General features: G+C 72.2%; 9 protein-coding genes. 3 read left to right on the forward strand and 6 right to left on the reverse strand.

The features are described from left to right. Positions 1 to 126 precede the first annotated feature (126 nt). Positions 127 to 3,273: an endo-alpha-N-acetylgalactosaminidase family protein gene (locus ACFWZ5_RS41705; protein WP_384802869.1), complete on the reverse strand. Its 3,147-nt coding sequence runs from the start codon at positions 3,271 to 3,273 to the stop codon at positions 127 to 129. 203 nt (positions 3,274 to 3,476) lie between these two features. Beyond that, positions 3,477 to 4,274 (reverse strand): S1 family peptidase, encoded by a 798-nt coding sequence (locus ACFWZ5_RS41710; RefSeq protein WP_384802873.1) that lies wholly within the window; start codon positions 4,272 to 4,274, stop codon positions 3,477 to 3,479. Between the two features lie 265 nt (positions 4,275 to 4,539). On the opposite strand from ACFWZ5_RS41710, the gene ACFWZ5_RS41715 reads away from it, so the two are divergent. Further along, on the forward strand, positions 4,540 to 5,442 hold the full coding sequence (locus ACFWZ5_RS41715; protein ID WP_384802876.1) for a hypothetical protein: 903 nt from the start codon (positions 4,540 to 4,542) through the stop codon (positions 5,440 to 5,442). 114 nt (positions 5,443 to 5,556) lie between these two features. Here the strand turns inward: ACFWZ5_RS41715 and ACFWZ5_RS41720 are convergent, their stop codons facing one another. Both ACFWZ5_RS41720 and ACFWZ5_RS41725 read right to left on the reverse strand, forming a co-directional pair. After that, positions 5,557 to 5,760, reverse strand: coding sequence for a cold-shock protein (locus ACFWZ5_RS41720; RefSeq protein ID WP_384802879.1), 204 nt, complete (start codon positions 5,758 to 5,760; stop codon positions 5,557 to 5,559). 186 nt (positions 5,761 to 5,946) lie between these two features. Continuing rightward, entirely contained in the window at positions 5,947 to 7,398 is a 1,452-nt protein-coding gene (locus ACFWZ5_RS41725; RefSeq protein ID WP_384802882.1) for an MFS transporter, read from the reverse strand. 118 nt (positions 7,399 to 7,516) lie between these two features. Between ACFWZ5_RS41725 and ACFWZ5_RS41730 the strand changes: the two genes are divergently transcribed. Both ACFWZ5_RS41730 and ACFWZ5_RS41735 read left to right on the forward strand, forming a co-directional pair. After that, positions 7,517 to 8,011, forward strand: coding sequence for a MarR family winged helix-turn-helix transcriptional regulator (locus ACFWZ5_RS41730; protein WP_384802886.1), 495 nt, complete (start codon positions 7,517 to 7,519; stop codon positions 8,009 to 8,011). Positions 8,012 to 8,146: 135 nt separating this feature from the next. Then, entirely contained in the window at positions 8,147 to 9,100 is a 954-nt protein-coding gene (locus tag ACFWZ5_RS41735; protein WP_384802889.1) for a tyrosine-protein phosphatase, read from the forward strand. Positions 9,101 to 9,107: 7 nt separating this feature from the next. Here ACFWZ5_RS41735 and ACFWZ5_RS41740 read toward each other — a convergent pair whose 3' ends face one another. Together ACFWZ5_RS41740 and hsaD are read right to left on the reverse strand one after the other, a co-directional pair. Then, positions 9,108 to 9,845 (reverse strand): VWA domain-containing protein, encoded by a 738-nt coding sequence (locus ACFWZ5_RS41740; protein ID WP_384802892.1) that lies wholly within the window; start codon positions 9,843 to 9,845, stop codon positions 9,108 to 9,110. A 9-nt stretch (positions 9,846 to 9,854) separates the two neighbouring features. Then, positions 9,855 to 10,730: a 4,5:9,10-diseco-3-hydroxy-5,9,17-trioxoandrosta-1(10),2-diene-4-oate hydrolase gene (gene hsaD, locus ACFWZ5_RS41745; protein WP_384802895.1), complete on the reverse strand. Its 876-nt coding sequence runs from the start codon at positions 10,728 to 10,730 to the stop codon at positions 9,855 to 9,857. Positions 10,731 to 10,792 lie beyond the last annotated feature (62 nt).

Raw genomic sequence — 10,792 nt, forward strand, 5'->3', positions numbered from 1 at the left:
GTGCGGCAGGGTTTTAGCCCGTCCGGCGTTTGAGGACGAGGCGCGGAGCGCCGATAAAGCGGGGTGCCAGGGGCGGCAGCCCCTGGTTTCGGGAAAGGGGCGGGTCTGGGGCGCCACCCGCGAGGGCTAGAGCTCCCGGACCTCGAACCCGTCCACCACCACCTCCGCCTTCCCGTCCGCCCCCACCTTCCGCAGGCCCACCCAGGCCTCCCCCTCCCCCGGAGCCGTGAACTCGTACGAGAACACCGTCGGCTCCGTGGCCACGGGCAGCGCCTCACGGGACAGCTCCCGCGCGGCGGGCTCGTCGACGGCGGTCACCCACGCGTACTGCCCGGCCTTCTCGTTCTCGTACCGGAACGACACCCGGTACCGCCGCCCGGCGCGGAAGCGGACGGTGTGGGGCACGGTCCGGTAGACGAGCCCCTCGTTCTCGCCGCGGGACTTGAGGGACTGCCCGCCGTCGACGACGTCGTCGATGGCCTTGCCGTTCCAGCCGCGCTGGGTGTACGGGGCGTGCCGCTGGGCGATGTGGGTGCGGGGGTCGGTGGCGCCGCCCGCGTCGCCCTTGACGAAGGGCCCCCAGCCCTGGGGCACGTGCTCGAAGTCCTCGTGGACGAGGACGCCGGGGGCGAGCCGCGGCGGCCGGACGGCGGCGGTGACGCGGACGTTGTCGAAGCGGACCCGTGCCTGCCCGGCCTCGGCGCGCAGCGCGAGCCGGACGGGGCCGCCGCCCTCAGGGACGGTGAAGTGGGTGAACAGGCGCTGGAAGCGGGTGCCGTGCTTGCGGTCGGCGGCGACGTAGTTGCCGGCGGTGGAGGTGGCCGTCCAGTTGGCGGCGGTGACGCCGTCGGCGGTGCGCACCTCCAGGGTGGCCCGGCGCCGCTCCCCCGCCCGTTCGCCGACCTCGACCTGGACGGAGGCGGCGTAGCTGCCGGGCTTGAGGCGGCGCAGGCGCTGGCTGACGGTGGCGGCGGCGCCCGCCGTGATGACGAGTTCATAGTCGCCGAGGGCGCTGCGTTCGACGGTGGCGGGGCCGCTGACCTGCCAGTTCCCGTCGAGGGTGCCCGCGTGGAAGCCGGGGTCGCGCAGCGGGGTGCCCTGGCCCCAGTCGGGGTCGGGCAGGGATCGAGCGCGGGTGCGGTGGACGACGTAGGGCTGCCCCGCCCGCGCGTCGATGGTGACGCGGCCGCCGCGCACGGGCACGTCGCGTACGAAGACGCGGCCCTGGTCGGTGAGGCGGTACAGGGACACCTTGCGGGCGCCCGCCCAGCCGCGGGGAAGGGTCCAACTGCTGGGGCCGCCGCCGGGGTTGTAGTGGTAGAGCTTCGCGGGGTCGGTGGCCTTGCGGGGCTCCCAGGGCAGCAGGTAGGCGCCGTCGTCGTACACGAGGTGGCCGCCGGTGGTGACGCGGCGCTTGCCGCCGGTGTCGGTGACGGTGGTCGCGCCGTCGCCGAAGAAGGCGATCTCGTGCTCGGTCCAGGTCTTGACGGGGTGGGCCTGGAGGTATTTGGCGGGCAGCGCGTGGGTCCAGATGAGGTCGTAGAACGCCGTCCAGTCGGTCTTGCCGACCCAGCCCTCGAAGGTGCCCATGCGGGCGATGCCGAGCAGCGTGGGCCACTTGTCGGCGAAGACGTCCTTCTGGTGGTGACGGATGAAGCGGATGAGGCGGGAGTTGATGCCGCGGGACGTGTCGGGGCCGTAGTCGGTCTCCGTGGCCCAGTGGGACCAGACCGCGGAGCGTTCGAAGCCATGGCCCCATTCGGTGGTGACGGTCCAGCCCTGGTCGCGCAGGGCGCGCTGGAGGCGGTCGGAGGTCCAGCCGGACTCGCGGAACACGTCGATGTAGAGGGTGTTGAGCGCGGGGTGCGTCTCGCGGCGCAGGTCGGCGAAGCGGCGCACGATGTCGCCGGAGACGAGGTCGCGGCGCTGGTCGATGCGGTAGCTCTGGTCGAGCCAGTCCCACTGCTCGTTGCTCTTGTCGACGAGCTTCTCGGAGAAGGCCTTCGCGACGGGGTAGGACTCGGTGGCGTTGACGTGCACGCCGAAGTCGCTGTGCCACCGGGCGCCCTCGCGGACCAGGGTGTTGAGGTCGTCGAGGCCGCCGGCGCGGGTGTTGTAGTTGCCCGCGTAGTCGGGGTGGGCGGAGTCGTGGCCCTCGGACTGGTAGCCCTTGAGGAGCGTGTACTGGCGCAGTCCGTCGGTGGCCAGCGAGATCCGCTTGACGTTGTCGAGCGTCGCGAGGAACGGATTCGTCGCCTGGGACGCGAAGTTGAACGGGATGTGCGGGACGACCCGCAGGTGCTGTGCGTCGGCGCCGAGGGGGTTGACCATGATGTCGCGGAAGGCGATGGCGGCGTCCTGCCAGTCGACCTTGCCGTCGCCGTTGCGGTCGCCGGTGACGATGACGGTGGCGTACGGCAGGGGTTCGGTGGCCCGGGAGGAGTCGACGGGCGCGGTGGCGGCGCGGTGGGTCCACTGTCCGGGGGTGAGGCGGGCCTCGGTGTGTCCGTCCTTGCGGACCGTCTGCCGCCACAGGCGCCCGTTGTCCCAGCTGGTCTCCGCGGTGGGCTTGTCGTAGACGGTGTTGGTCTCGATCGCGCCGCCGAGGCGGTCGTGCGCGACGACGGCGTACGCGCAGCCGGTGGGGGCCTGGGCGGGGGTGTCGGGGGCGAGGGTGACGAGGGTGTCGCCGCTCTTGGCCTTGTCGAGCTGGATCCGGGCGGCGAGCAGCGCGGCGCCGGGCTGGTCGCTGCGTACGGAGAGCAGGGCGAGGCCGGGGATCCTGAGGGTGCCGACGCGCAGCGCGTCCGTGTCGTGGATCTTGGTGACGCGCCAGTGGACCTGGCGGCCCTTGACGGTGATCTCGACGTCGATGCGGGTGCCGCCGTGGAGGGCGAGGGTGTAGGCGGCGCGGTCCCCGGCCGTGGTGACGGTGACGGTCGGGGTGTGTTCGGTGTCGTCGACGAGGAGGGTGGTGACGGGCTCGGCCTGGCCGTGCAGGACGGCGCCGCTCGCGCGGTCGGTGTACGAGATGACGCGCGGGAAGGCGGTGGCGACGCGGACTTCGAGGGCGGCCGAGCGCAGGACCGCCTCGTCCGCCGACGGCTCGACGGCGGACGAGGCGGCGTACGGGGCGGGGGCGGCCGCCGCGGGCGCGCCGGTGCCGACGGCCGCCCCCAGTCCGGCCACGGCCCCCGTGGCGACGACGGCTCTGCGGCTCGGTCCGGACGTGCCGGGCGTGCCCGGCGTGCGGTACGGCTTCGACGGCGGCATGAACGCACCCCTCCGTGCGGTGGATTTTCGTGACGGTCACGATGCGCCGCGCGGGACGAACGCGCCCATGGACAAAGGAGGGAAAGGTGTTGGACTAACGGCGCCGCGCGGGGGCGGGGCCGGTCCGGTGCGGGGACAGCGAACGGAGCCGGACCCCCTGTTTCGGGGTCCGGCTCCGCTGCGACGGTGCGGCTAGCGGGCCGTCAGAGCTGGCCGGCGTACCGGGTTATGTCGGCCGAGAAGGTCGACACCTCGGTGTAGACACCGGGGAACTTCGGGCGGGCGCAGCCGTTGCCCCAGCTGACGATGCCGACCTGGACGTACTGGCCCGCGTCGTCCTTGCGGAACATGGGGCCGCCGGAGTCGCCCTGGCAGGTGTCGACGCCGCCCTGGGCGAGCTTGCCGGCGCAGATCTCCTCGCCGGGCACGAAGTCGTTGCCGTACGCCGTCTTGCAGTCGGCGTCGCTGACGAACGGGACGGTGGCCTTGAGCAGGTAGCGCTGCTGCGGGCCGCCCTCACGCGCGGCGCCCCAGCCGGCGATGGTGAAGCCGCCCTTGTTGTACTTGGTGTCGGTGGCGATCTTCAGCGTGGGCTGGTTGATCGGCTTGGCGAGCTTGATGAGCGCCCAGTCCTTGCCCTTGCCGTTGTAGCCGGGGGCCTGGAGGACCTTGGTGGACTTGACCTTGATGGCGCTCGGGCTCTGCAGGTCGACGACGCCGCCCGTGGCCGTGATGGACGTGTTGTTGCCGGAGCCGTCGACACAGTGCGCGGCGGTGAGGACGACGTCCTGCTTCAGCAGGGAGCCGCCACAGCCCATGGACAGGCGCACCATGAACGGGAATTCGCCCTGGGCGGCACGGACGCCGCCGACGACGCTCTCGCCCGGGTTGGGGCCGGGGTGCGGGGCCGCGTGGGCGGCGATGGGCTGCAGACTGGCGAAACCGAGGGCGACCGACCCGAGGACGGCGGCTCTCTTCACTCCACGGAACTTGCTCTTCATGTGGGCGTCCCTTCGTGGGAGTTGTGGGGGGTTGCGCACGCGGCGGGCCCCTGCCGAACGCGCCGGAGCGTGCATGGCATGAGCCCGCCAAAGCGTTGTTGGATTATGAGGAGCCCCGCGCGCGGCCGACAAGGGGCGCTTTTCGGCCACCCGTTGGCGCGCGTACTGGTCTTTCCGGCGGACAACCCCCGTACAGTGGGGACGAGTTGGGGTGATCTCAGCGGGATTCGCCATCGGATCCCGCCGTGGCTCAGGGGGTGACGGCGTGCCGGACGGCGGCCCTGTGGAGCACGGTTACCCACATCTGGAGACGGTGCGTTCGGCGATCACCGCGCTGTACCGGCGGCTCTCGTACGACACCGTGCACTCCTTCGACACCAGCGTCGCGCCCGCCGACGTGGCCTTCTGCGACACGGACGACCTGCACCTCGGGGTGCAGCGCGTGGCCCGCGAGATGGTGCGGCACCTGCGCCTGCCGGACGCCCGGATGATCGTGTCGTTCCGCGAGATGCAGCACGCGGCGTACGTCGAACTGGCCGCGGGCCCCGAGTACTTCATCGAGCTGAACGACCGCTTCCGGCGCCACCGCAGGGACATCGGCGCGGCCCTCGCGCACGAGGTGATGCACGTCTATCTGCACCGCCTCGACCTGACGTTCCCCGGCACCCGCGACAACGAGATCCTCACGGACACCGCGACGACGTACCTCGGCGCGGGCTGGCTGCTCCTGGACGCCTACCGCGAGGACGGCGCGTCGTCGCAGAAGCTCGGCTATCTCACGCCGGAGGAGTTCGGGTACGTCCTCGCCAAGCGGGCGCTCGCGTTCGGGGAGGCCCCGGAGACCTGGTTCACCAGCCCGCAGGCGTACACGGCGTACACGAAGGGGCTCGCGCAGGCCCGGCGCGACGAGCAGCAGCCGCCGCTGACGGCGGCGGGCTGGGCGGGCCGCCGCCGGTACGCGAAGGACCGGCGGTACGCCCTGGACCACGGCACCTCGTCGGGCCCGCGGCCCGGTGTCCCCTACTCCTTCTCACCGCCCGACGCGTCGGGCCCGCTGCGGGTCTCCTTCCCCTGCCCGACCTGCCACCAGCGCATCCGGCTGCCCTCGCGGGGGCGCCTGCGGGCGCGCTGCGGGCTGTGCCGGACGGTCCTGGAGTGCGATACGTGATGCGGACATGACATAGAAGTACGAGAGATACGGGCGTACGGGCACGAGAAGGGGCCCGCACCGGCAATCGGTGCGGGCCCCTTCCACGCGTTCTACGCGGCTACGAGGCGCGGGTCACGCAGGGGTGATGTTCTCCGCCTGCAGGCCCTTCTGGCCCTGGGTGACGTCGAAGGAGACCTTCTGGCCCTCCAGGAGCTCACGGAAGCCGTTCGAGTTGATGTTCGAGTAGTGGGCGAAGACGTCGGGGCCGCCGCCGTCCTGCTCGATGAAGCCGAAGCCCTTTTCCGCGTTGAACCACTTCACGGTGCCGGTTGCCATGTCAATCTCCTCAACAGGGGCAGATTTTGGAGTACCACCGATTTGTGGAACCCCAGCGCCGCAATAAGCCCCATCCGGAGAGACCGGAATCCGATCCGGCAAGACCGGAAAAACATAAAGTTCTGGGTACCAAAAATGCAACGCACCACTTTAACACGGCCGAGCTTACGCGCCGTGCGGCGCAGCTCACACGTCGTGCGCCACCCCGCGGCGCGGCAGCGCCAGGCACAGCGCCGCGCAGAGCACGAATCCGGCGGTCACCCACGGCATGGCCGCGCTGAGCGCGTCCGTGAGCCCCGCCCGCGTACCGGGCGTGACGTGCTCGAAGAAGACGGTCCCGATGACGGCCGCGCCGAGCGCCCCGCCGAACTGCTGCGCGGTCGAGAAGATCCCCGACGCGCCGCCCGCGAGGTCGGCGGGCACCGCCGAGAGGACCACGTTCACCAGCGGCACGACCAGGAAGCCGAGCCCCGCGCCGGCCGCGACGAGCCCCGGCACCAGCGGCCACGCCCCGGTGTGCGCCGCGCCGGACCCGTCGACCGCGCCCCACACCCAGGCGAAGCCCCCCGCCATCAGCAGCGCCCCGGCCACCAGCACGAGCCGCCCGAACCGCGCCGCCAGCCGGTCCGCCGCGGGCGCGGTCAGGAAGCCGCCGACGGAGAAGGCGACGGTGACGAGCCCGGCCTGCAGCGGCGTGTAGCCCTCGCCGCCCTGCAGCCAGATCGCGAAGACCAGGAAGAAGCCCGTCATGCCGGCGGCGAAGAGGAGCTGCACGAGGATGCCGACGGAGAACGCGGGCAGCCCGAAGGCGCGCGCCGGAAGCAGCGGCACGACCGTGGCCGAGCGGCGCCGCCCCTCGACCACGCCGAGCCCCGCGAGCGTGAGCACCCCCGCGGCCAGGCACCCCCAGCCCCACAGCGGCCAGCCGCCCGCGTGACCCTGGACCAGCGGCAGGACGACGGCGACGAGCGCGCCCGCGAGGACGACGCTGCCGAGGACGTCGGGCCGCCCGGCGGACCGCTCCCGGGTGCGCGGCACCAGGACCAGGCCCGCCGCGAAGGTCGCCACGGCCACCGGGATGTTCACCAGGAACACCGAGCGCCAGCCCCAGCCGAACAGGTCGGCGTCCGTGAGCACCCCGCCGAGCAGCAGCCCGACGGCGGAGGCGAACCCGGAGACGGCCCCGTACATCCCGAAGGCCGCGCCGCGCTCCTTGCCCTGGAAGAGCGTGCGGAAGGAGCCGAGGACCTGGGGCATCAGGAGCGCGGCCATGACGCCCTGGACGGCGCGCGCCGCCACCAGCTGCCCCGGCGACTGGGCGGCGCCGCAGGCCAGGCTGGCCAGGCCGAAGCCCGCCGTACCCGCGAGGAACAGGGCCTTGCGGCCGTAGCGGTCGCCGAGGTGCCCGGCGACGATCAGGGTGGCGGCGAAGCCGAGGAGATAGGCGGAGACGATCCACTGCAGGTCGCTCTCGGACGCGCCGAGGTCGCGGCCGATGGACGGGATGGCGACGTTCACGATCGTCACGTCGAGCAGGTCCATGAGGGCGGCGACCATCATCACGGCGGCGGCCGCCCAGCGCCGCGGGTACGGGGCGGCCGCGCCGTCGGTGGGTGAGGTGGCGAGGGAGGCGGTCATGACGGCTCCTGGGGCTCATCGGATTTATTTCGTTCGACCGAACGAAAGACTTGCACGGGCCGCGTCGTGATCACAAGTCTTTCGTTCGATCGAACGAACTTCTTGCTACGCTCCGCACATGAGCGAGAGCGATGCCGCGCGCCACCCGGGCACCGAGGACGACCGCGCCGACGTACTGCGCCGCCTGACCGTCGCGGGCCGCGAGAACAGCGCCGTCACCGTGATGTTCCACTCGGCGATCGCGGCCCGGCAGGGGCTGAACGCGACCGAGAGCAAGACGCTCGACCTCCTGGAGCGCGACGGGCCGCTCACCGCCAAGGACCTCGCCCAGCGCACGGGCCTCGCCCCCGCGTCGGTGACGGGCCTGGTCGACCGCCTGGAGAACAAGGGCTTCGTGCGCAGGGTCAAGCACCCCACCGACAAGCGCCGGGTCCTGGTCGAGCTGCGCAAGGAGAAGCTCGCGGCCCTTGCGGAGACCTTTGAGGACTGGGGGCGTGAAGTGGGCGAGCTGTACGAGGAGTTCACCACGGAGGAGCTGGAGACCGTCATCCGCTTCCTCACGGGGGCGGCGGAGCGCCAGCGGCGGGCGGCGGCCCGCCTCACCGCCGACTGACGCACGCGGGCACGCCCCGGCGCCCGCCTACTGACGGCCCGTCAAATAATCAAGGGGGCGCGCCTTCCCCCTTCAAGATTCCGTCGCTACCGTCCGCACCGGCCGAACCCATCACCTGGTCGGGAGGGCGGTCCCATGCGCATCACTCGTACCCTCGCCGCGGCCACGGCCGCGGTCACCGTGCTCGTCCTGGGCGCCACGCCCGCGGCGGCCCACGTCTCGTCCGCCGCGGACGAGGCGCACGAAACGTACGGCGCGTACGACGGGTACGACGCGTACGACGCGGCCCCTGACGTACGGCAGATCCGGCACATCCCCCTCCAGGGTGCCGTCAACGTCCGTGACGTGGGCGGCTACCGCACCTACGACGGCGAGCGGGTCCGGCACGGCCGGGTCTACCGCGCGGACGCCCTGAGCAGGCTCACCGACGCGGACGTCACGGCGCTCGCCGGGCTCGGCCTCGGGCGGGTCGTCGACTTCCGGATCGCCGACGAGGTCCGCTTCGACGGGCCCGACCGGCTCCCGGCGGGGCTCACCGCCACGGCAAGGCCGGTCACCGACAACGGGCTCTTCCAGCGGATCATGACGGCCATCGGCTCGCGGGACCCGGTGAAGCAGGAGGAACTGCTCGGCGGCGGGCGGGCCGAGGCGTTCATGCGGGACGCCTACCGCACGTTCGTCACCGACGCCGCGAACCGGGCGGTGTTCGCGGCCACACTGCGCGACATCGCCGACGGCGGCGCCCCCCTGCTGTACCACTGCACGGCGGGCAAGGACCGCACCGGCTGGACGACGTACGTGCTCCTGCGCGCGCTCGGCGTTCCCGAGCGCACCGCCGTCGACGACTATCTGGCGTCGAACGCGTTCCGCGCGGCGTACGACGCGAAGGTCCGCGAGACGCTCGAGCAGACCGGCATGATGCAGAACCCGGACCTGCTGATTCCGCTCCAGGAGGTCCGCACCGGCTACCTCGACGCGGCGCTCGCCGAAGTGACCCAGCACTACGGCGGGTTCGGCGGCTATCTGACGCGCGGGCTCGGCCTGGACGCGCGCACGCTCGTCGCGCTGCGGGAGCGCATGGTGACGTGAGCGGCGCTCAGGCGGTGTGAGGCCCGGTGGTGATGCCGAGCGCGCGCGCCGCCTTCAGCCACTGTGGGAACTCCCGCACCAGCTGGTCGTACAGGGCGTCGTCCGACAGCGCGCGCGGCTTCTCCCCCGCGTGGAAGAAGCCCGCGTTGTCGACGGGCCGCTTCTTGGGCACGGCGAGCTCATCGAGGCGGCGCAGATAGTCGAACTGCTTGCTGTCCGGATCGCCGAACCCGATGAACTGCCAGAACATCGGCAGCTTCGCCGCCTTGCACAGATACCGCTCGGCGGCGGCCCTGCTGATCGGCCCGCCGTCGGTCTGGAAGACGACGAGGGCGGGGGCGCTCGCGCCGCTGTCCAGGTAGTGGTCGATGACGGCGTCCATCGCCAGGTGGTAGCTGGTCTTTCCCATGTGCCCGAGCCCGGCCACGATCTCGTCGACGCGGCCGTGGTGGCGGGCGAGCTCGATGTCGGTGACCGCGTCCACGTCCGTGGAGAAGAAGACGGTCGGTACGACACCGTCGTCGTCCAGGTGCGCGGACAGGCCAAGGACGCGGTCGGCGAGCGCCTGGACGCTGCCGTCGTCGTAGTACGGGCGCATGGAGCCGGAGTAGTCGAGCACCAGATAGACGGCGGCCCGCTCCCCGTCGAGGCCGTGCCGGCCGAGCGAGGCGCCCGCCGACTTGTAGAGGCTGACGAGCGCGGGGGCCGTCTCCTCGATCTTTCGCAAGCTGATCGCGGCAGTCATCGTCCGTTCCTACTCCCCCAGGAAGCCGAGGGCGACGCGCCGGAACTCGTCGGCCCTCTCCACGTGGACGAGGTGGCCGCAGCGCGGGAGGACGTGCAGGCGGGCGTCGGGCATCGCCTTCAGGGCGACGAACGCGCCGTCGACCGGGTTCACCCGGTCCTCGCGGCCCCACATCAGGAGCGTCGGCTGCGGTACGCGGTGCGCCTCGCGCCAGAGCGCCGCCCCCTGCGGCCAGGTCGCGAACGCCGCGCCGACGCGTTGGGCGCCGAGGCGGGCCTCGGGGGCGAGGGCCTGCGCGTAGCGCTCCTCGACGAGTTCGTCGGTGACGTACGACGGGTCGTGCACCAGCGCGGTCAGGAACGCGCGGAGTCGGTCGCGGGTGGGGTCGGGGGTGACCTGGAAGTCGATGAGGCGGCGTACGCCTTCCGACGGGTCGGCCGAGAACAGGTTGAGCGCGAGGCCGCCGGGGGCCGTCAGGAGCAGCTTGCCCACCCGGTCGGGGTGGTCGAGTGCCATCCGGACGCAGGTGCCGCCGCCGAGTGACACTCCCGCGAAGTGCGCACGCTCGATGCCCAGTACGTCCATGAGCCCGGCCACCGCGTCCGCGCTGAACGAGTAGAAGTCCTTGTCCAGTTCGGGCTTCGCGGACCGGCCGAACCCGGGCTGGTCCACCAGGAGCGTCCGGAACCGTTCGGCGAAGGCGGGCAGCGTTTCGCCGTAGGTCGACCAGGCGGAGGCGCCCGGCCCTCCGCCGTGCAGCATCACCAGAACCGGAGCCCCCGGTTCCGCCGGCCCCGCCTCGTGATAACGCAACGTCAACTCCCCGACCTCGGCAACCCGGGAAGTCCCCTCATACGTCAGCCCCACACCACACGTCTCACTCATCACCCCGCCATCCTGACGCACCCACGTCTCCCCCGCCCACCCGCCCCCGGGAGGGGGCGGGT

The organism is Streptomyces sp. NPDC059003 (assembly GCF_042740445.1).
GTDB lineage: Bacteria > Actinomycetota > Actinomycetes > Streptomycetales > Streptomycetaceae > Streptomyces.

Excerpts from the sequence above, each read along its gene's own strand:
- ACFWZ5_RS41735 (WP_384802889.1), top strand. The coding sequence starts at position 8,147 with ATGCGCATCACTCGTACCCTCGCCGCGGCCACGGCCGCGGTCACCGTG.
- hsaD (WP_384802895.1), bottom strand. The coding sequence starts at position 10,730 with ATGAGTGAGACGTGTGGTGTGGGGCTGACGTATGAGGGGACTTCCCGG.
- ACFWZ5_RS41740 (WP_384802892.1), bottom strand. The coding sequence starts at position 9,845 with ATGACTGCCGCGATCAGCTTGCGAAAGATCGAGGAGACGGCCCCCGCG.
- ACFWZ5_RS41705 (WP_384802869.1), bottom strand. The coding sequence starts at position 3,273 with ATGCCGCCGTCGAAGCCGTACCGCACGCCGGGCACGCCCGGCACGTCC.
- ACFWZ5_RS41725 (WP_384802882.1), bottom strand. The coding sequence starts at position 7,398 with ATGACCGCCTCCCTCGCCACCTCACCCACCGACGGCGCGGCCGCCCCG.
- ACFWZ5_RS41720 (WP_384802879.1), bottom strand. The coding sequence starts at position 5,760 with ATGGCAACCGGCACCGTGAAGTGGTTCAACGCGGAAAAGGGCTTCGGC.
- ACFWZ5_RS41730 (WP_384802886.1), top strand. The coding sequence starts at position 7,517 with ATGAGCGAGAGCGATGCCGCGCGCCACCCGGGCACCGAGGACGACCGC.
- ACFWZ5_RS41710 (WP_384802873.1), bottom strand. The coding sequence starts at position 4,274 with ATGAAGAGCAAGTTCCGTGGAGTGAAGAGAGCCGCCGTCCTCGGGTCG.